This window comes from Pigmentiphaga sp. YJ18 (genome assembly GCF_038066655.1).
Taxonomy (GTDB): Bacteria; Pseudomonadota; Gammaproteobacteria; order Burkholderiales; family Burkholderiaceae_B; genus Pigmentiphaga.
This window is the reverse complement of sequence record NZ_JBBUKU010000002.1, coordinates 1,004,914-1,024,587: the sequence shown is the minus strand read 5'-3', so window position 1 is coordinate 1,024,587 and position 19,674 is coordinate 1,004,914. Positions and strand designations below refer to the sequence as shown.

Here is a 19,674-nt window from a genome sequence, read left to right as displayed (position 1 = left end):
GCCGTGTCCGCTCCGGGCTGTGCCAGAATGAGGCGTCGTCGGGTGCGGAGCTTTCATGGACTGGATTCAACGCCTGCGTGTCAGGCAACTGTATGTGCTGGTCTCTCTGCACGAGACGGCCAACCTGAGCCTGACCGCGGCGCGGATGCACATGACCCAGCCCGCCTTGTCGAAATGGCTGCGCGAACTGGAAACGGACCTGGGCGTGGAGCTGTTCGAGCGGCATTCGCGCGGGCTGGTGCCCACGCGCTTCTGCGACACGCTGGTCGGGCATGCGCGGACGGTGCTGGGGGAACTCGAACGCACCGGCGAGACGCTGCGCGCGATGAGCGACGGCTCGGACGGGCAGTTGCTGGTCGGCACCACGCCCATCGGGACCAGCGGGCTGCTGCCCGCGTGCCTGGGCAATTATCGCCGCCTGCGGCCGGGCATCTGCACCGTCGTCCACGAGAACTCGCTGGAAAAGCTGCTGCCCCAGCTCAAGGAAGGCAGGCTGGATTGCATCGTGTCCCGCATCGAGGCGCCCGTCGATCCCGCGGTCGTGGCCGAGCCGCTGCAGGAGGAAGGAATATGCGTGGTGGCCAGCCGCGGCCACCCGCTGGCGCGGCTGCGCAAGGTGACCTGGGCCCAGGCCCGCGATTATCCGTGGGCGATGCCCCAGGCCGGCACGCCCCTGCGGCGCGAAATGGAGCTGGCGCTGGCAGCGGTGGGCGAGCCGCTGCCGCGCGCGGCCATCGAGGCCTCGTCGGTGGTGCTGATCGCCTCGCTGCTGCAGGACGACGAGATGCTGGCGGTGATGTCGGATGCCGTGGTGCTGGCGCTGTCCCGGCTGGAACGCCTGAAGGTCCTGCCCCTGGCGCTGGGGCGCCGGGCCACGGTGGGGGTGCTGCGGCGGGCCGGCACGATGCCAACGCCGGTGCTGGAGGATTTCCTGTCCTGCCTCAGGCAGGCCGCCCGGGCGGGCGGCCGGAATAACCAGAATTCATGACAGCGGGCCCATTAGTCATTATCCAGCCTGGGCCCGGGCATCCATACTCCCGGCACAAATCCATCATGCAAGGAGACAACATGGGTGCGACCCGTATTCTCGTCGCGGCCTGTGCCACGTTCGCGGTGGCCGCGACCGCCGCCGCGCAGCCGGCGGCCTTTCCGTCCCGGCCCGTGCGCATCGTCGTGCCCTTCGCCCCGGGCGGCGCCGTGGACGTGATGACGCGGCAACTGGCGCGCGTGATTGCCGAGCAGCAGGGCTATACCGTCATCGTCGAGAACAAGCCCGGCGCGTCCGGCCTGATCGCTTCCGAGGCGGTGGCCAAGTCCGCGCCCGACGGCTACACGCTGCTGATGGCGACCTCGAACACGCACGGCGTGAACAGCTTCCTGTTCAAGCAATTGCCCTACGATCCGATCAAGGACTTCACGCCGGTGGCGATGGTGGCCGACAACGTCGTGGTGCTGCTGGCGCACCGGTCGTTCCCGGCGACGAATTTCCAGGAAGCGGTGGCCCTGATCCGCAAGGAACCGGGCAAGTACAGCTATGCCTCGCCCGGGTCGGGCACGGTCCATCACATGGGCATGGAGCTGCTGAAGGCGGCCGCCCGCCTGGACGTGGTGCACGTGGGCTACAAGGGCGCCGGCCCCGCGGTGGCCGACCTGGCGGCGGGACACGTGCCGCTGATGATGGGCGGCATCGCGCCGGCGGCGCCGTTCATCAAGTCGGGCGCGGTGCGCGTGCTGGCCGTGGCCAATCCCGAGCCGTTCCCCACGCTGCCCGGCGTGCCGCTGTTCAAGGACGTGGCGCCGGACGTATCGGTGACGTCATGGATGGGACTGACCGCGCCGGCCGGCACGCCCGCCGCCGTGGTGGACCGCCTGAACGCCGACGTGCGCAAGGCGCTGGACAAGCCCGGTTTCGCGCAGACCATGGCCGATCTCGGCATGGTGCCCCATCCGATGAGCCCGGCCGACATGGGCCGCCAGATCGCCGCCGAGATGCCCAAGTGGAAGCGGGCGGTGCAGATTTCCGGCGCCACCGCCGAATGAGCCCGGACGACAACGCCTCGATGGAATCCCCGATGCCGCAATCGCAACGCCCCGTCAATTTCCTGCTGTTCATCACCGACCAGCATCGCGCCGATCACCTGGGCGCCTACGGCAACCGGGTCGTCGCCACGCCCAACCTGGACGCGCTGGCCGCCGCCGGCTGGCGCGGCGACGAGATGCACGTCGCCACCCCCATCTGCATGCCCAACCGCGCCAGCCTGTTGACCGGCCGCTATCCGTCGGCCCATGGCGCGCGCCACAACGGCATCCCGCTCGACCTGCAATCGGCCACCTTCGTGGACGTGCTGCGCCAGGCCGGCTACCGCACCTCGCTGGTGGGCAAAGCGCATTTCCAGAACATGACGGACAACCCGCCGCCCTGGCCGCCCAATCCCGCCGACCGGCTGGCGCGCGAGGCGAAGGTGCGCGGGCCCGGGCGCTACGACCAGGAGAACCGCAACAAGTGGCTGACCCGGGAGGGCTACGATCTCGACTATCCGTTCTACGGTTTCGAGGACGTGGACCTGGTGGACGACCACAGCGACTCGGTCCATGGCCACTACCGCCAGTGGCTGCGCCGCCACCATCCCGAGGTCGAGGCTCTGATCGGGCCGAAGGCCGCCACGCCCGCGCCGGACTACGTGCTGACCTCGTTCGGCCAGGCCTGGCGCACGGCGGTGCCCGAGGAACTCTATCCCAGCGCCTACATCGCCGACCGTACCATCGAGCGCCTGGAGCGCGCCGGCAGCCAGCCGTTCTTCATTCAGTGCTCGTTCCCCGATCCGCACCATCCCTTCACGCCGCCGGGCAAGTACTGGGACATGTACGACCCCGACGAGATGGCGCTGCCGCCGTCCTTCCACACCGGCGAGGCGCCGCTGCCCCACGTCGAATGGCTGTACCGCCAGCGCGACGGCGGCAAGGCGGTCAAGCACACGCCCGCCATCTTCGCCTGCACCGAGCGCGAGGCCAAGGAAGCGCTGGCGCTGAACTACGGATCGATCACCAACATCGACCACCAGATCGGCCGGGTGCTGGCGGCGCTGAAACGGCTGGGGCTGGACCAGGACACGGTGGTGATCTTCACCAGCGACCATGGGGACTACCTGGGCGACCATCAGTTGATGCTGAAGGGGCCCATCCACTACCGCGGCCTGGTGCGCGTGCCGTTCATCTGGCACGACCCCGCGCTGCCGGGGCGGGGCGCCGGCAGCGCGCTGGCCAGCACCATCGACGTCGCGCCCACGATCCTGGAGCGGGCCGGCGTGGCGGGCTTCAACGGCATCCAGGGCAAGAGCCTGCTGGACGTCATGGCCGGCAAGGCCGAGCGCGTGCGCGAACACCTGATGATCGAGGAAGAGGGCCAGCGCGTCATCCTGGGCTTCGATGCGCGCATCCGCTGCCGCACCCTGCGCTCGGACCGCTATCGCCTGACCATCTACGACGGCGCCGAGTGGGGCGAGCTGTACGACCTGGAGCGCGATCCCATCGAGGCCAGGAACCTGTGGGACGATGCCGAATACGCGGGCGTGAAGGCCGACATGATGCAGGCCCTGGCGCGCGACATGCTCTACCACATCGACACCAGCCCCTATCCCGACGCATTAGCTTGATCCCCCCTACGCGCTGACGCGCGCCCCCCGGGGGGCGATGCGGGTGGACCGGAAGGGAAGCCCACCCCCACGCCCTTCGGGCGCCCCCTCAAGGGGGCGATGCGGGTGGACCGGCAAAGCCGGATCCACCCGCATCCTTGGGGGTAGCTGATCAGTCCAGGGTGATTTTCAGATCGCGGATCAGTTTTTGCCAGAGCTCGCTTTCGCTCTTGACCAGGGCGGCGTATTCCTGGGGCGTGCTGCCTACGGGCTCGATGCCGAATTCCACCAGTTTCTTGTTCACGGCCGGGGTCTTGATGGCGGCGGTGACTTGTTTCTGCAGGGTGGCGATGACCTCGGGCGGGGTGTTCGCGGGAGCGACCATGCCGACCTGGGCCGACGCTTCCACGCCCTGGATGCCCAGTTCCGCGAAGGTGGGCACGTCGGGCAGCTGCGGCAGGCGCGTGGGGTTGGCCACGGCCAGCGGGCGGACCTTGTGGCCCTTGATGAAGGCGTTGCCGGCCGCGAGGTCGGTCATCATGGCCGGCAGCTGGCCGCCGGCCACGTCGACCAGCGCGGGCGCGGCGCCGCGATAGGCGATGTGCAGCATGCGCATGCCGGTGCGTTCCTTCAGCAGTTCCATGGCCAGGTGGTGCGGGCTGCCCGCGCCGGCCGAGGCGTAGCTGTACTTGCCCGGCTGGCTCTTGACCTTGGCGATGAAGTCCTTGGCGTCCTTGAACTCGGTGTTCGGGCCCACGATCAGGATCATGGGGAACTTGCCCATGAGCGTGACGGGCGCCAGGTCGCGCGTGGGGTTGTAGCTCAGGTTCTTGTACAGGGCGGGGTTGAACACCAGCGTGCCGTTGTCGGCCGACAGCACCGTGTAGCCGTCGGGCGCGGCGCGCGCCGTCTCGACCGCGCCGATGGCCGTGTTGCCGCCGGGCTTGTTGTCCACCACGACCGGCTGCTTGATGAGCTCGGACAACTGGGCGCCGATGGTGCGGGCCAGGAAGTCGGAACCGCCGCCCACCGCGTAGGGAACGATCCAACGGACGGGCTTGGAGGGATAGGCGTCGGCCGCAGCGGCCGCGCCGGTCCAGAGGACCAGCGCCGAAGCCGCCAGTGCCGTCGTCCACGTGCTTTTCATGCTTGTCTCCTTGGGGTTGTCAGGGTTGGGGCAGGGCGGGCAGGATGGTGCCGGCGCACGAGCCGAAGCCCACGCGGTAGCCGTCGCCCTGGCACCAGCCGGTCAGGATGACTTCATCCCCGTCCTCGATGAAGGCGCGGGTCGCCCCGCCGATGTCCACCGGATGCTTGCCGTTGCCGGTGAGTTCCAGCAGCGATCCGTACGAGCCCGCGTCGGGCCCGCTGATCGTGCCGGACCCCATCAGGTCCCCCACCCGGGTATTGCAGCCGGACACCGTATGGTGCGCCAGTTGCTGAGCCATCGTCCAGTACATGTGCTTGAAGTTGGTACGGGCGATGGAGGACGCCTGGTCGCGGCCCTGCGGGCGCAGCGAGACTTCCAACTGGATGTCGAAGGCGTGCTGGCCGTCGTGGCGCAGGTAGGGCAGGGGCTCGGGTTCCTGCCGGGGCTGCCGGGTGCGGAAGGGCGCCAGGGCATCCATCGTGACCACCCAGGGTGAAATGGTCGTGGCGAAGCCCTTGGAATTGAAGGGGCCCAGCGGCACGTATTCCCAGGCCTGGATGTCGCGCGCGCTCCAGTCGTTCAGCAGGACCATGCCGAAGATGTGCGATTCGGCCTCGTCGCTGGACACCGGTTCGGCCATGCCGTTGGGCACGCCGACGAAGAAACCGGTTTCCAGTTCGAAGTCCAGCTTCAGGCAGGGCGAGAACACCGGCCTCTCCTGGTTGGGAAGCTTGATCTGTCCGTTGGGGCGCCGTACGGGCGTGCCGCTGACGACCACCGACGAGGCGCGGCCGTTGTAGCCGATGGGGATCTCCAGCCAGTTCGGCAGCAGTGCGTTCTTGGGATCGCGGAACAGGGCGCCGACGTTGGTCGCGTGTTCCTTCGACGAATAGAAGTCGGTATAGCCGGGGATCTCGACCGGCAGCAGCAGCGTGGCGCCCGCCTGCGGCACCAGCGCCTGGGCGCGCGCCGCGGCGTCGTCGCGCAGGGTGGCGGTATCGGCGGCCAGCAGCGTGCCGAGCTGGCCGCGCACGCTGCGCCAGGTTTCCCGGCCGGCGGCCATGAAGGCGTTCAGGCTGCCGGTGGCGAACAGGGGGCGGGGCGTGCGCAGCAGTCCCGTCTGTTCGAGCCGGGCGAGGTCCAGGATCTGGTCGCCGATGGCCACGCCCACCCGGGCGTCGGCGCTGGCGGACGGCTTGAACACGCCGTAGGGCAGGTTCTGGATGGGGAAGTGGCTGTCGGCGGCATTGGCCGACTCGACCCAGCTTCTCAGGCTGGGAGCGATCGTGGGATCGGCGGGATTCATCGGGTCTCCGGGGAAAAATGCTTGGTCAGGTTCTGCCAGCACTGGAAGTACTGGCTTTGCAATTGGGCGGTGTCCAGCGCGTAGCGGGTGGGCTTGATGACGTGCCGGGTCTCGAACATGAACGCCATCGTATCGCCGACCTTGTGCGGCTGGGAGGTGTCCGCGCGCGAGGCTTTCTCGAAGGTGTCGCCGTCGGGGCCGTGGCCGGTCATGCAGTTGTGCAGGCTGGCGCCGCCCGGCACGAAACCCTCGGCCTTGGCATCGTAGGCGCCGTGCACCAGCCCCATGAATTCGCTGGCCACGTTGCGGTGGAACCAGGGCGGACGGAAGGTGTCCTCGGCGGCCAGCCAACGCGGCGGGAAGATGACGAAATCCAGCGAATCCACGCCCGGCGTGTCGCTGGGCGCCTGCAGCACCAGGAAGATGGACGGATCGGGATGGTCGTAGCTGATCGAGCCTATGGCGTTGTAGCGCCGCAGATCGTACTTGTAGGGGGCGTAGCTGCCGTGCCAGGCCACCACGTCCAGCGGCGAGTGGCCGATGGCGGCGCGCCACAGGCGGCCGCCGAACTTGGCCACCAGCTCGAAGCGGCCTTCGCGGTCCTCGTAGCTGGCGCAGGGGGTCAGGAAGTCGCGCGGGTTGGCCAGGCCGTTCGAGCCGATCACGCCCAGGTCGGGCAGGCGCAGCAGGGCGCCGAAGTTCTCGCAGATGTAGCCGCGCGCCTCGCCGTCGGGCAGCGACACCTGGAAGCGGCAGCCGCGCGGCACGACCGCGATCTCTTGCGGTTCGAGGTCGATCACGCCCAGCTCGGTGGCGATGCGCAGGCGCCCTTGCTGGGGCACGATCAGCAGTTCGCCGTCGGCGCTGTAGAAGTAGCGGTCCTGCATGGAGCGGTTGGCGGCGTACAGGTGGATGGCGCAGCCCTGCATGGCATCGGCCGATCCGTTGCCGGCCATGGTGACCCAGCCGTCGACGAAATCGGTAGGCGCCTGCGGCATGGGCAGCGGATCCCAGCGCAACTGGTTGGGCGAGGTGGGCGGCACCTGGCTGAAGTCGCCCACCAGGCGCGGGCTTTCCATGGGTTCGAACGGCAGGTGCACCGCGGCGGGCCGGATCCGGTACAGCCACGAGCGGCGGTTGTGGCTGCGCGGCGCGGTGAAGGCCGTGCCTGACAGTTGCTCGGCATACAGCCCGTAGGGCGCGCGCTGGGGGGAATTGCGTCCCACGGGCAGGGCGCCCGGCAAGGCTTCGGTGGCGAATTCATTGCCGAAGCCCGACATGTAGCCGGTGCTGGTGGCAGTTTCGGCGGGATGAGGGGTCGTGGTCATGATCGTCTGCGGGGTGGGATCAAAAATTTACGTCGAAAGTAACGCATTTACGTTAAGCGTAATTTTTGTTGGCGACGGCGTCAAGTAATTACGTCATGCGTGCTAGGATTACGTTAAACGTAATTTTGCGGGGGCGGCGTGGCGACCAAGGGAAGCGCGAACGCAGGCGAGGACGAGGCGCCCGCGCGCGGCGGCAGCGGGGTGCAGGCACTGGAAACGGGCCTGACGGTGCTCGACGCCTTCGCCGACGTCATCCGCCCCATGATGCTCAAGGAAATCGCCCTGGCGGCCGACATGCATCCGGCCAAGGTGCACCGCTACCTGGCGAGCTTCATCAAGCGTGGCTATGTGGAGCAGGATGCGCAAGGGCGCTACAGCCTGGGGCGCGGGGCCCTGCGCATCGGCCTGGCCAGCCTGGCCTCGCTGGACGCCGTCCGGCTGGTCACGCCGCTGCTGGACGAACTCAGCAACGCGCTGGGCGAGACCGTGCTGGCGGCGGTCTGGGGCAATCGCGGTCCCACCGTGGTGCAATGGCGCGATTCGCCCCGTCCGGTCATGGTGAACGTACGTCCCGGCTCGGTCCTGCCGCTGCTGTCGTCGGCGACCGGACGGGTATTCGCCGCCTTCATGGCGCCGTCGCTGACGGCCGCGCTGGTCGATGAAGAACTGAAGGAACGGGCCGCCGAGGGCGCGTATCCGTCGAACGCTCGCGACGTCGCGGAGTTGCTGGACGGCGTGCGCGCGCTGCACGTGGGCCGCGTCACCGGCGACGTCCTGCCCGGCGTGGACTCGGTCAGCTCGCCCGTATTCGATTACGACTCGCGCATGGTGCTGGCCATCACCGCCCTGGGCAACAGCGCCCGTTTCGACTCCGATCCCGCCGGCCCCATCGCCGCCGCCGTCCGCCAGGCCGCCGAAACCCTGTCCCGTCGCCTGGGTTACCCGGGCGACGCCGTGGCCCCATAAGAAAAAGCCGCTCGACAGAGCGGCAAATGACTGCACCCAACACTGGGATGGCCCACCCCGTACCCGCGGCGTCGTGGATCAAGGCAAGCATGCGGTGCTCCGCCCCGAAACATCTCCGCTCAGACCCAGGATGCGGTGGATCCGGCTTTGCCGGTCCACCCGCATCGCCCCCTGGGGGGCGCGCGTAAGCGCGTAGGGGGGGTCAGTATTCGACCGGCAAGAGGATTTCGCCCCGGATGCCGGCGCCGTCATTGATCACCACGCGCAGGGTCTTGGCCTTGCCATCGGCCTTGGCGCGATAGGTGATGATGTAGCCGCCGGCGGCCACTTCAGCGATGGGCAGGTCGACCAGGCTGAACTCCCGTTCGTCCCATTCGAAATACGCGCCGCCCGTGCCTTCGGTGCCGGCGAAGACCTTCATGTCGGTGTGGATGCCGGGATCGCCGATGGCGGGCGACACCACGTGCACCACGGCCTTGCCCTTGAGCTTGGTGATGAGGTCGGCCGCGGTGGGCGGGATCCAGCGTCCGCTGATGTTGGCGCCGGTGTAGCTGCCGCCGTTGTGCGACACGACGTCGGTGACGACGATCAGCACCCGCTGGGCGCCGGTGCGCCACGGCGTATGGTCGAACGCGAACTGCAGGGCGCCGACCGCGTTCTCGGGGCCGTCCCCGCCGCCCGTGGCGGTTTCTTCGGTAATGAACTGCTTGAACTTGGTGAAGTCGGTGGTGGGCGCGAAGACCTGACGCTCACTGCTATCGAAGGGCGGCGGCGTGGTGCTGCCGGTGCCGATGCGCGTCGAGCCCGTGACCTTGGTGTCGAAGGCATCGCCGAAGGTGACCGCGCCCAGCTGGACGTCCAACCCGCTCTTGCCGAGGAAGTCGGCGAACTCGATGATGGACGACTGCACGCTGTCGAGGGCGCCGCCCATGCTGCCCGTCGTGTCGAACACGAAGACGATGTCGGCCTTGGCGCGGGTGGAGTCCTCGCCGATGCGGCGCACGGTGTGGCCCTTGACGATGCCGCCTTCGACCACGACGAAGTCGTCGGTGTCCAGGTCAGGAACGGCTGCCTTGGTCAGGTTCGCGCGGGTGGCCGCGAACTTGTTGGGACCGGAGCGCATGGACAACTGCCGCGCCGACAAGGTCGTGGCGGTAGGCGCCGCGAAGCCCGCGACGTTGATGTCGTACAGGCCGCTGCCATCGGTCCTGGCCGAGACGGTACCGGCCGCCGTGATGGTCGGGTCGGTGATCGTCGCGGGCGGCTTGGCCGTGCTGTCGGCATAGGGGTCGGGGGGAGGGGGCGGAGGGGTGCCGCCACCGCCTCCACCGCCGCCGCTCGACGTGACCGAGCCGTCGCCGCCACAGCCGGCGAGGAATCCCGCCATCAGCAGCGCCATCAATCCATTCCTGGAAAACAGTTTCATTGTCGTGCTCCCTTATGTTCCCCCCCAGGGGGCGCATGGCATGAATACGCGGCGCGCGGACCATCCTGCATGGACGAGGGTGGGCCGTGCGGCGCGGACTGGTTGAACCGCTGTCCGGATGAGATCAGGGGTTCGTGCAGGGGATGGTAGGGAGGAACCGCAAGCCGCTGAATATGGCAAACGGTAGGGCGGGACTAGGCCGAATGGCGGGGGGCTCAGGCGACTTCGTAGTCGACCATGCAGCCCGAGTCGAGATAGCGGTCCATCCTGGCACGCGTTTCCATGTGCACGGGATGGGCGTGATAGCCCTGCAGCGCGTCGCGGTCGGTGAACACCGTGTAGACCACGACGTCCAGCGCCTTGCTCGACGTGCTGAAGTTCAGGCCGGCCTCGGACTCCAGCAGGCCCGGAATGCGCCCGCGCTGCGCCGCGATGGTTTCGCGGATGATGGCGAAAACCGATTCGCGCGTTTCGCCTTCATCGAGTTTCAGGCGCCACATGGCGATGTGCTTGATCATGGGAGGTCCTTGGTGCGTGGGTAAGGGGGCTAGCGCGCCGCGAGCCGCCACAGCGCGGTGGTCTCGGCGGCCCGGGCCGTGTGCAGGGGGTCGTTGCCGTCTTGCGCCTTGGGATGCCGGGGACGCGTTTCGATCCGGTCGATCACCCGCAGGCCGGCGTTCTCCACCAGCGCCAGCAGTTCAGACCGGGGGCGCAGGCCCAGGTGTTCGGCCAGGTCCGACAGGATCAGCCAGCCTTCGCCCCCGGGCGCCAGATGTTCGGCCAGCCCGGCCAGGAAGCCGCGCAGCATGCGGCTGTCCGGATCGAAGACCGCGCGGTCCAGGCTGGAGTGCGCCGGCCCGGGCACCCAGGGCGGATTGCAGACGATGAGCTGCGCGCGGCCCGCGGGAAAGAGGTCGGCCGCTTCGATGCGGACACGGTCCGCCAGGCCGAGCCGCTCGATGTTCTCGCGCGCGCAGGCCAGCGCGTGGGCATCGGTGTCGGTGGCCACGATGCGGCGCACGCCGCGGCGGGCCAGCACGGCGGCCAGCACGCCGGTGCCGGTGCCGATGTCGAAGGCGGTGTCCTGTCCGGGCAGCGGCGCCTTGGCCACCAGTTCCACGTATTCGCCGCGTATCGGCGAGAACACACCGTGATGGGGATGGATGCGGGCATCGAGCGCCGCCACCGGCACGCCTTTCTTGCGCCATTCGTGGGCGCCGATCACGCCCTGCAGTTCGCGCAGCGAGACCACCGCGTCACGGCCGATGTCGCCGTAGGCTTCCTGGCAGGCCAGGCGCACGTCGGGCGCCCGCCGCAGCGGGATGCCGAAGTCCGCGTCCAGGGGCACCAGCAGCATGCCCAGCACGCGCGCGCGCTGCAACTGCGCCTGGCGGTACAGGTGGAAGGTCTGGGTAAGGGTGGCGCCGGGCTTGAACGGCCGGCGATCCACCCGCCGCGCCATGGCCTGCAGCAGCAGGCGGGCATTCTGGAAGTCGCCATGCCATAGCAGCGCCGTGCCCTCGCAGGCCAGGCGGTAGGCCTGGTCGGCGGGCATGCGGTCGTCGGCCGCCGCCACGCGCCGGGGGGGCGGATGCCCGCCAGCCGACAGCCAGGCCGCCTCGCGGGGTTCGGGGTCGTTCCAGTGCAGGATGTCGTCGGCAGTCGTCACGGTGGGGAAAAAGGCTGGGGCGAAGGGGGCCGAGTCTACTCCATCGGCGTGGCCCGGCGCCGCCAGACGGTGGCGAGCCAGGGCTGCTGGGCGCGCGGCAGGCCGGCGGGCCGGTAGTAGTGTTCGAGTTCGTCGAAGCCGGCGGCGTCCAGGTAGCGGCGCCAGTGCTCCAGGTCATGGTAGACCCCGTAGCGGCCCCGGTTCCAGCCTTCCTCGTTGTTGCCGCGCGGATTGGAGCAGAACAGCACGCCGCCGGGCTTGAGCGTGGCGTGCAGCGCCGCCAGCACGCGCGGCAGGTCCTGGCTGGGAATGTGGAACGTCGAGGCGTTGGCGAAGATGCCGTCGAAGCGGCCGGCCGGCAGCTCCAGCGCCAGGAAGTCCTGGCACCACACGTCGCAGCCGCTGTGTGCCCGCGCCATGTCGGCGAAGGACGGCGAGCCGTCCAGGCCCACGGGCGCGTGGCCGCGTTCGCGCAAGGCCTTCAGGTCGCGGCCGGGCCCGCAGCCGAAGTCCAGGATGGCCAGCGGCGCGGGCGCGGCGATGTGCCGCAGCAGCGCGTCGATGTTCTGCCCGACGTCGTGGTCGCGCGTGCCTTCCCAGAAGGCGGCGGCGTTCTGTTCGTAGTAGTCCAGCGTGGGGGCGGAAAGCTCGCGATGGGGTTCGGTCATGGGTTCGGTGGCGTGGGCCGTGCGGGTTATGATCCAGGGCCTACGTATCGTTTCTTGTTGCGGAGACCTGCCTGATGCCTGCGTTCGACTACGACCTTATCACCATTGGCGCCGGTTCGGGCGGCGTGGCCGGTTCGCGCCGGGCCGCGTCGTACGGGGCGCGCGTGGCGATCTGCGAGGACAGCCGGGTAGGCGGTACCTGCGTCATCCGTGGCTGTGTGCCCAAGAAGCTGCTGATGTACGGGTCGCAGTTCGCCGACGCCTTCCAGGACGCGGCCGGCTATGGCTGGAGCGTTCCGGACGCCAGCCTGGACTGGGGCGCCCTGGTGGCCGCCAAGAACCGCGAGATCGACCGCCTGGAGGGCATCTACCGCCGGATGCTGGACCAGGCCGGCGTGGCGCTGATCGAGGGCCGGGCCGTGGTGGTGGATCCGCATACGGTCGAGGTCGCCGGCAAGCGCCATACGGCCGAGCGCATCATGGTCGCCACCGGCGGCCATCCCGTGCTGCCCGACATCCCCGGCATCGAGCTGGCGATCACCTCCAACGAGGCGCTGTCGCTGGACAAGCTTCCGGGCGACGTGCTGATCGTGGGCGGCGGCTACATCGCGCTGGAGTTCGCGGGCATCTTCCGCGGCGCCGGCGCGCGCGTGACGTTGGCGATCCGGCGCGATCAGGTGCTGGGAGGGTTCGACCAGGACATCCGCCAGACGGTGGCCGAGGGGCTGCAGCGGCGCGGCGTCGTCATCCGCCCGCACACCCGCGTGGTGGGAATGGCGCGGCGCGACGGCCGCGTCGCCGTGCAGATCGACGACGGCGAAGTCTTGATGGTCGACCAGGTGATGATGGCCACGGGCCGCGCGCCCAATACCCGAGGACTCGGGCTCGAGGCTTGCGGCGTGGCGCTGGGCGAGCACGGCGAGATCAAGGTGGATGGGCAGTCGCGCACCAGCATGCCCAGCATCTACGCGGTGGGCGACGTGACCGACCGCCTGAACCTGACGCCCTGGGCGATCGCCGAAGGGCGGGCCCTGGCCGAGACGCTTTATAACAACAACCCCATGCAGGCCGATGCCGAGAACGTGCCCGCGGCGGTGTTCAGCCAGCCCCCGGTGGCCACGGTGGGCCTGTCGGAAGAGGACGCGCGCAAGCGCTACGGCAGCGTCCGCGTCTATCGCTCGCGCTTTCGGCCGATGAAGAACACACTGTCGGGACGCGACGAACAGACCATGATGAAGCTGGTCGTGGACGATGCCAGCGACCGGGTGGTGGGCTGCCACATGGTCGGCCCCGATGGCCCCGAGATCATCCAGGGGCTGGCCATCGCGATGAAATGCGGCGCCACCAAGCGGCAGTTCGACCAGACCATAGGCTTGCACCCGACGGCGGCCGAGGAATTCGTCACCATGCGCGATCCGGTCGGCGCCTGAGGGAAGAAAAGATGAACATGCCCGCTCCCGCCCCGTCCAGCCTGGACGCTCCGCTGATCGTCACGGTGGCGCCCAACGGCGCCTACAAGAAGACCGCCGACCACGCCGCGGTGCCGGTCACGCCCGGCCAACTGGCCGAGACCGCCAAGCTGTGCCTGGACGCCGGCGCCTCCATGCTGCACATGCACGTGCGCAAGGCCGACCAGTCGCACAGCCTGGAGCCCGACGCCTATCTTGCCGCCACGCGCGCGGTGCGCCAGGCGGTGGGCAACGAACTGGTGGTGCAGATCACCACCGAGGCCGCGGGCGTGTACGCCCCCGACGAACAGGTCGCGGCGGTGATGGCCGTCAAGCCCGAGGCCGTGTCCGTGGGGCTGCGCGAGATCGCCCTGGGGCCGCAGGCCGACGCCCGCGTGGCCTCGCTGTTTTCCTGGCTGGCCCGGGAACGGGTGATGACCCAGGTCATCCTGTACGACATCGGCGACGTCGAGCGCTGGCAGGCCTACCGCCGCCAGGGCGTGGTGCCCGATGCGCCGTGGTTCCTGCTGTTCGTGCTGGGGCGCTACAGCGCCGGCCAGACTTCGTCGCCGTCCGACCTGCTGCCTTTCTTGGCCGCGCACGATCAAGCCTACCCGTGGGCAATGTGCGCCTTCGGCCGCCACGAGCACGCCTGTGCCGGGGCGGCGGCCGCGCTGGGCGGCCATGCGCGCGTGGGTTTCGAGAACAACCTGTACCTGCGCGACGGGGCCATCGCGCCCGACAACGCCGCGTTGGTGCGCCAGGTGGCCGAGGTCGCCGGTGCGCTGGGGCGCCGGCTGGCAAGCGCGGACCAGGTGCGCGCGCTGTTCCTGGGCGACGAGCGCTAGGACCGCGCGCCCGTCGCCTGCGCCGGATCAGTCCAGGCGGATGTCCGCGGCGCGCACGATTTCCCCCCACTTGGCGGCTTCGGCGCTGCGGTACCTGGCGAAGTCCGCCGGCGTGCCGCCCAGCGGCTCGGTGCCCGAGGCCGCCAGTTCCTGCTTGTAGTCGGCGCTGGACAGGATTTTGTTGACGGCCTTGTTCAGGATGTCGACCGTGGCGGCCGGCGTGGACGCCGGGGCCACCAGGCCGAACCAGGCCTCGGAGGCGAAGCCCGGCAGGGTTTCGGCCACCGCCGGTATGTCTTCCATGCCTTTCACGCGCTTGGGCGAGGCCACGCCCAGCGCCCGCATCTTGCCGCCCTTGACGAAAGGCAGCGTGCTGGGCGAGTTGTCGAACATCACCTGCACCACGCCGCCCATCAGGTCGGTCGCCGCCGGCGCGCTGCCGCGGTAGGGAATGTGCTGGATGCCGATGCCGGCCTGGGTCTTCAGGAGCTCCATCGTGAGATGGCTGGTGGTGCCGTTGCCCTGCGAACCATACGACAGCTTGCCGGGATGCTTGCGCGCGTAGTCCACCAGTTCGGCCACCGTCTTGAACGGCGCGGACGGATTGGCGACCAGCATGATGGGTACCGCCGCCACCAGGGCGACCGGGGCGAAGCTGGCGGCCGGGTCGTAGCCGGGATTCTTGTACAGGTGCTGGTTGATGCTGAGCGGGCCGGCGGTGGACAGCAGCAGCGTGTAGCCGTCCGGCTGGGCGCGGGCCACGGCCTGCGCGCCGATGTTGCCGCCCGCGCCGGGGCGGTTCTCGACGACCACCGTCTGCTTGAGTTCCGTTCCCAGGCGGGCCGCCAGCGACCGGGCGATGATGTCCGTCGTGCCGCCCGGGGGGAAGGGCACGACGAAGGTGATGGGCTTTTCGGGATAGCCGGCGTGGGCGGACGCGCCGGCGGCGAGCATGGCCGCGGCCAGCAGGAAGCGCGGGTTCAAGGGCATGGGAGTCTCCTGGATCTTTGTGGTGGGGAAGGGGAGCGGATTACGCCTGGCGAGGCAGCGGTTCGAAGCCGTACAGCGCCTGCGGGTTGTCGACCAGCATTCGGTGGCGGTCGGCCGCGTCGGGCACCCAGAGCGGGATGAGGTCGACCAGGTCGCCGTCGTTGGGCATGGGGCCGGTATGGATGGGATGAGGCCAGTTGCTGCCCCAGATCATGCGATCGGGACGGGCGGCCACCACGCGGTGGATCATCGGCAGCATGTCGGCGTGCGGGTAGGGCTCGCTGGACAACCGATACAGGCTGGCCAGCTTGATCCAGCAGCGGCCGGTATCCAGCAGCGACATCACCGTGGCGAAGGCCGTGGAATCCAGGCCCTCGTCCGCGCGGATGCGCGCCAGGTGGTCCAGCACGTAGTGGCAGCGCAGCCCGCGCAGCCGGTCGGCCACGGCCACCAGTTCTTCCGACCGGTGGAAATGCAGCAGCAGGTGCCAGCCCATCTCCTCGGCCTCGGCGGCCAGCGCTTCCAACTGGTCGAAGCCCACGCCGCCCGAGACGACGGTGGACATGCGAAAGCCCCGCACACCCTTGGCATGCAGCGCCTCGCGCTCGCGCAGCGGCGTACCGGGCGGCAGCACGGCGATGCCCTTGATGCGGGGCCCCAGCCGTTCCATCGCGTCCAGCATCGCGGCGTTGTCGATGCCATGGGCGCCGCCCTGGACCAGCACGCCACGGTCGAATCCCAGCGTGGCCAGCATGTCGCGGTACTGGTCGGCCGTGCAGTCCTCCGGCGTGTAGCTGCGCTCGGGCGAGAACGGAAAGCGGTCGCGCGGACCGAAGACGTGGGCGTGGCAGTCGCAGGAGCCGGGGGGAACGGCGAAGGTGGGCGCGCGGGTGTCGCGGTCCGGGCCGGGGCAGGCTTGCATGGGGCGGACTCCTTTTGTCAGGCCTGGGCGGCCAGCTCGCGCTCGCGTTCGGCGATGCGTATCAGCATCTCGGCGCCGCGGTTGGCGGCCGAGACACCCCGGAAGACGAAGGCCAGGTTCACCACGGCCTGCATCTCGTTCCAGCTGGCACCGGCCCGGCGGGCGGCCACGCCGTGGATGACGGCGGCATCGCTCAGTTCGGCCACCAGCATGGCGAAGATCAGCAACTGCACCTGCTTGTCGTCGAAATGGGCGGTTTCCAGCGCATGGGCCCGGACCTTCTCCTGCAACTCCACCATGAGGGGGTCGAGCGCGCCAGTCACGTCGAGCCGGGCTTCGACCCGCGGGGGCAGGAAGCCGGCCATCTGGCGGTAGCTGGCGGCGCGGTCTTCCTTGGTGGCAAGGGGGTCGGCATAGGGGCCGAAGGTCTGCTGGACGAAAGCCGGATCGGGGCGCGAACGCGTCATGGAATCTCCTTGATCGATTTAAATATAGTAATCGATTATTTTTTTATAATTCAATTTTTTGTTTAAATCGATAATTTCTGCGAAGCAGGATGGAAGCCGCTAGAATGCGCCTTGCGCGCACGCGCTTTCATTCCGGGTTCCAGCATGACCACATTGACCGATACGCCTTCCCCAAGCGGACCCACGCTGTCCACCACCCTGGTCGAGGCCCTGCGGGGTTCGATTCTTGGCGGCACACTGCTGCCCGGCAGCAAGCTCAGGCTGGACGAATTGCGGGAGCAGTACGACGTCAGCCTGAGTCCCCTGCGCGAGGCCCTGACGCGGCTGGTGTCCGACGGGCTGATCGTGACGAACGACAAGAAGGGCTATCGGGTGGCGCCGGTGTCGGCGGACGATTTCCGGGAAGTCACCGCCTTGCGGATGAACCTGGAAGTCATGGCCCTGGGCGAGTCCATCCGGCGCGGGGACGAACACTGGGAGGACGCCCTGGTGGCGGCCTACCACCGGCTGAGCCGGCTGGAAGCGGCGGACCGCAGCGGCGACAAGCTGCCGGCCTGGGAGAAGGCGCACCGCACTTTCCACATCACCCTGTTCTCGGCCTGTGGCATGCCGCTGCTGCTGCGCTTCTGCAATACGCTGCACGACCTGAGCGACCGCTATCGCCGCCTGTTCCTGGCCAGCAACTCGCCCGATCGCAACGTGCCGGCCGAACACGAGGCCATCTACCAGGCCGCGCTGGGCCGCAACGCCGAACGGGCGTGCGACATCCTGCGGCAGCACCTGTCGCGCACGGGAACGAATCTGTTGAGCGTGCTGCCGGGCGGCGAGACCGGCCGCTGACCGCTTCAGCCCGCGGGCGGATAGCCTCGGCTGCCGAGCAGCGAGGACAAATCGCGCGCGGCCTGGCCAATGACCTGTTCCGTGCGCGCGCGCGAATCGGCATCGGCGCCGAATGCGGTTTCCGGACCCGCCACGCTGATGGCCGCGGCGGCTTCGCCCAGCGCCCCGAATACGGGCGCTGCGCATGAGTTGATGCCTTGTTCGAAACCCGAGAAGCTCCAGGCGCAGCCGCGTTCGCGGTCCGCCGCCAGTTGCGCGCGCAGCTTGCCGGCCTGGGCCGACGCGGCGGGATCCGCCCGCAGCAGCGCATCCAGGGTGGCCGGCGGCTGCCAGGCCAGCAGCATGCGGCCCGGCGTGGTCAGGTGGGCGGCGACGCGGCTGCCGACGCGCACGCTGCTAATCAGGCCGGCCTCGGGCATGTCGCGCAGCAGGTAGACGACGTGGCCGCCGTCCAGCGCGGCCAGGTAGGCCGAGACGTTCAACTGGCGCCGCACGTCGGCCAGCACCCGGCGGCCCAGGTCCAGCATGTCGTTGGCCGCGGTGGCGGCGGTGGCCAGCTTCAGGAAGGGCAGGCCGATGCGGTGTCCGCCCTGCGGCAGGGCTTCGATCACCCCTTCGTGTTCCAGCGTGGCGATCAGCCGCATGACCGTGACGCGGTTGACGTCGATGTTGCGGCCGACCTCGCTCAGGTTGGACGTGCTGCCGCCGTCGACCACGTAGCGCAGCAGCCGGAACGCCCTGGCCACCGGCGAGACCAGGGCGCCGGGCTTGCCGGCGGATTCGTCGCTGTCCAGGGGGTCTGCGGGAAATGACATGGGAGATCAGGCCAGGGGCACGGTCCAGGCATTGTATTCGTACACCCAGTCGGCATTGCCGCCTTCCTTGAGCCAGTTGTTGCCGCGCGAGCCGATCTGGACGCGGGCGGTGCGGTCGTGGCGGGCGGCCTCGTAGCGCTTGAGGGCCTGGGCGGGCGCCTCGGGCGTGTCCGCCAGATAGCGGGCCAGCACCACGGCATCCTCGATCGCCATGCCGGCGCCCTGCGCCATGAAGGGCATCATCGGGTGGCAGGCGTCGCCTAGCAGGGTGACGTTGCCGCGCGACCAGGAGGGCAGCGGATCGCGTACGTACAGCGCGGACTTCAGCACTTCGTCGCAGGCCGCGAGCAGCGCGCGCGCCTCGGGGTGGAAGTCGGAATACGACGCGCGCAGTTCCTCGACGCTGCCCGGCATGGTCCACGATTCATGGCGCCAGCTGTCCTGGGGCGTGGTGGCGAAGATGAAGATGTCGCGGCCCAGGTTGAGCGGGAAGGTGACGATTTGCGTTTCGGGGTTGGGCCCCCACCACTTGGTGAAGGCGCCCAGGTTGGGCACGCCTTCCAGGCGCGAGGCCGGCACCACGGCGCGGTAGGCCACCACGCCGGTGAAGTCCGGATATTCGTCGCCCAGCAGGTGCTTGCGGACCGTGGAGTGAATGCCGTCCGCGCCGACCAGCACGTCCACGCGCTGGGACGTGCCGTCCTCGAAGCGCACGGTAATGCCGTCCGCGCCTTCGTCTATGCCCACGGTGCGCTTGCCCAGGTGAATGGTCGCGGCGGGCACGGCCTGCTCCAGCGCGGCCAGCAGGTCGGCCCGGTGCATGGTCAGCTGGGGCGCGCCGTAGCGCGTCTCGGCGGCCTGCGACATTTCCAGGCGGGACGTTTCTTCGCCGGTATCCCAGGTGCGGCTGATGCGGTGCGTGGGGCGAGCCGCGGTCTTGCGCAGCTCGTCGCCCACGCCCAGCCCGTCCAGGGCCAGCACGGCGTTGGGGGTGAGGTTGATGTCGGCGCCGACGCGCGCGAATCTGGGGGCCTGTTCGAAAACCACCGAGTCCAGGCCGAGCTTGCGCAGGGCGATCGCCGCTGCCAGCCCGCCTATGCCTGCGCCGCTGATACCGATAAGGGGCGATGCCATGGAACTTCTCCTGTGTCGTGCCGGGTTTGTACAAAAATGAACGATTAGTTCAAAAAATTTTATGA

The 19,674-nt window shown here is 69.1% G+C and carries 19 protein-coding genes; 7 read left to right on the top strand and 12 right to left on the bottom strand.

The window, feature by feature from the left end; all coding sequences use genetic code 11:
• Nucleotides 1–55: 55 nt before the first annotated feature.
• The 3 genes from WKR98_RS18605 to WKR98_RS18595 all read left to right on the top strand — a co-directional run bounded on the left by WKR98_RS18605 (nt 56) and on the right by WKR98_RS18595 (nt 3,653).
• The gene (locus WKR98_RS18605) at nt 56–988 is read left to right on the top strand and encodes a LysR family transcriptional regulator (RefSeq protein ID WP_341434332.1); all 933 of its coding nucleotides are present in this window, start codon (nt 56–58) and stop codon (nt 986–988) included.
• An 80-nt stretch (nt 989–1,068) separates the two neighbouring features.
• Complete coding sequence (locus tag WKR98_RS18600; RefSeq protein ID WP_341434331.1) at nt 1,069–2,040, top strand: Bug family tripartite tricarboxylate transporter substrate binding protein; 972 nt, start codon at nt 1,069–1,071, stop codon at nt 2,038–2,040.
• A 32-nt stretch (nt 2,041–2,072) separates the two neighbouring features.
• A complete protein-coding gene (locus WKR98_RS18595; protein WP_341434330.1) occupies nt 2,073–3,653 on the top strand; it encodes a sulfatase family protein in 1,581 nt (526 codons plus the stop codon).
• A gap of 151 nt (nt 3,654–3,804) precedes the next feature.
• Here WKR98_RS18595 and WKR98_RS18590 read toward each other — a convergent pair whose 3' ends face one another.
• Genes WKR98_RS18590 through hmgA form a run of 3 tightly spaced genes read right to left on the bottom strand, consistent with a single transcriptional unit; the run spans nt 3,805 to nt 7,416 of the window.
• Nucleotides 3,805–4,779 carry a Bug family tripartite tricarboxylate transporter substrate binding protein gene (locus tag WKR98_RS18590; RefSeq protein ID WP_124689242.1) on the bottom strand — a complete coding sequence of 325 codons (975 nt, stop codon included), beginning with the start codon at nt 4,777–4,779 and terminating at the stop codon, nt 3,805–3,807.
• A gap of 19 nt (nt 4,780–4,798) precedes the next feature.
• Entirely contained in the window at nt 4,799–6,088 is a 1,290-nt protein-coding gene (gene fahA, locus WKR98_RS18585) for a fumarylacetoacetase (protein WP_341434329.1), read from the bottom strand.
• Nucleotides 6,085–7,416 (bottom strand): homogentisate 1,2-dioxygenase, encoded by a 1,332-nt coding sequence (hmgA, locus tag WKR98_RS18580; protein ID WP_124689244.1) that lies wholly within the window; start codon nt 7,414–7,416, stop codon nt 6,085–6,087. Before hmgA ends, fahA begins: the two co-directional genes overlap by 4 nt.
• Before the next feature lie 138 nt (nt 7,417–7,554).
• Here hmgA and WKR98_RS18575 point away from each other — a divergent pair, with 138 nt between their 5' ends.
• Nucleotides 7,555–8,382 (top strand): IclR family transcriptional regulator, encoded by an 828-nt coding sequence (locus WKR98_RS18575; RefSeq protein WP_341434328.1) that lies wholly within the window; start codon nt 7,555–7,557, stop codon nt 8,380–8,382.
• A 202-nt stretch (nt 8,383–8,584) separates the two neighbouring features.
• On the opposite strand, the gene WKR98_RS18570 is transcribed toward WKR98_RS18575, so the two are convergent.
• The 4 genes from WKR98_RS18570 to WKR98_RS18555 all read right to left on the bottom strand — a co-directional run bounded on the left by WKR98_RS18570 (nt 8,585) and on the right by WKR98_RS18555 (nt 12,145).
• Nucleotides 8,585–9,808 carry a VWA domain-containing protein gene (locus WKR98_RS18570; RefSeq protein WP_341434327.1) on the bottom strand — a complete coding sequence of 408 codons (1,224 nt, stop codon included), beginning with the start codon at nt 9,806–9,808 and terminating at the stop codon, nt 8,585–8,587.
• 215 nt (nt 9,809–10,023) lie between these two features.
• The gene (locus WKR98_RS18565) at nt 10,024–10,326 is read right to left on the bottom strand and encodes a Dabb family protein (RefSeq protein WP_124689247.1); all 303 of its coding nucleotides are present in this window, start codon (nt 10,324–10,326) and stop codon (nt 10,024–10,026) included.
• A 29-nt stretch (nt 10,327–10,355) separates the two neighbouring features.
• Entirely contained in the window at nt 10,356–11,477 is a 1,122-nt protein-coding gene (locus WKR98_RS18560; protein WP_445936110.1) for a methyltransferase, read from the bottom strand.
• Nucleotides 11,478–11,512: 35 nt separating this feature from the next.
• The gene (locus WKR98_RS18555; protein ID WP_341434326.1) at nt 11,513–12,145 is read right to left on the bottom strand and encodes a class I SAM-dependent DNA methyltransferase; all 633 of its coding nucleotides are present in this window, start codon (nt 12,143–12,145) and stop codon (nt 11,513–11,515) included.
• Nucleotides 12,146–12,219: 74 nt separating this feature from the next.
• Between WKR98_RS18555 and gor the strand changes: the two genes are divergently transcribed.
• Together gor and WKR98_RS18545 are read left to right on the top strand one after the other, a co-directional pair.
• Nucleotides 12,220–13,575 (top strand): glutathione-disulfide reductase, encoded by a 1,356-nt coding sequence (gene gor, locus WKR98_RS18550; protein ID WP_341434325.1) that lies wholly within the window; start codon nt 12,220–12,222, stop codon nt 13,573–13,575.
• 17 nt (nt 13,576–13,592) lie between these two features.
• Nucleotides 13,593–14,441 carry a 3-keto-5-aminohexanoate cleavage protein gene (locus WKR98_RS18545; RefSeq protein WP_238160382.1) on the top strand — a complete coding sequence of 283 codons (849 nt, stop codon included), beginning with the start codon at nt 13,593–13,595 and terminating at the stop codon, nt 14,439–14,441.
• Between the two features lie 27 nt (nt 14,442–14,468).
• On the opposite strand, the gene WKR98_RS18540 is transcribed toward WKR98_RS18545, so the two are convergent.
• Genes WKR98_RS18540 through WKR98_RS18530 form a run of 3 tightly spaced genes read right to left on the bottom strand, consistent with a single transcriptional unit; the run spans nt 14,469 to nt 16,820 of the window.
• Nucleotides 14,469–15,431 carry a Bug family tripartite tricarboxylate transporter substrate binding protein gene (locus WKR98_RS18540; RefSeq protein ID WP_341434324.1) on the bottom strand — a complete coding sequence of 321 codons (963 nt, stop codon included), beginning with the start codon at nt 15,429–15,431 and terminating at the stop codon, nt 14,469–14,471.
• A gap of 40 nt (nt 15,432–15,471) precedes the next feature.
• On the bottom strand, nt 15,472–16,353 hold the full coding sequence (locus WKR98_RS18535) for an amidohydrolase family protein (protein ID WP_124689252.1): 882 nt from the start codon (nt 16,351–16,353) through the stop codon (nt 15,472–15,474).
• A gap of 17 nt (nt 16,354–16,370) precedes the next feature.
• The gene (locus WKR98_RS18530; protein WP_124689253.1) at nt 16,371–16,820 is read right to left on the bottom strand and encodes a carboxymuconolactone decarboxylase family protein; all 450 of its coding nucleotides are present in this window, start codon (nt 16,818–16,820) and stop codon (nt 16,371–16,373) included.
• Between the two features lie 144 nt (nt 16,821–16,964).
• Between WKR98_RS18530 and WKR98_RS18525 the strand changes: the two genes are divergently transcribed.
• Nucleotides 16,965–17,660: a GntR family transcriptional regulator gene (locus WKR98_RS18525; RefSeq protein ID WP_341434323.1), complete on the top strand. Its 696-nt coding sequence runs from the start codon at nt 16,965–16,967 to the stop codon at nt 17,658–17,660.
• Between the two features lie 5 nt (nt 17,661–17,665).
• Here WKR98_RS18525 and WKR98_RS18520 read toward each other — a convergent pair whose 3' ends face one another.
• Entirely contained in the window at nt 17,666–18,475 is an 810-nt protein-coding gene (locus WKR98_RS18520) for an IclR family transcriptional regulator (RefSeq protein WP_341434322.1), read from the bottom strand.
• Nucleotides 18,476–18,481: 6 nt separating this feature from the next.
• Nucleotides 18,482–19,609 carry an FAD-dependent monooxygenase gene (locus WKR98_RS18515; RefSeq protein WP_341434321.1) on the bottom strand — a complete coding sequence of 376 codons (1,128 nt, stop codon included), beginning with the start codon at nt 19,607–19,609 and terminating at the stop codon, nt 18,482–18,484.
• Between the last annotated feature and the right edge of the window lie 65 nt (nt 19,610–19,674).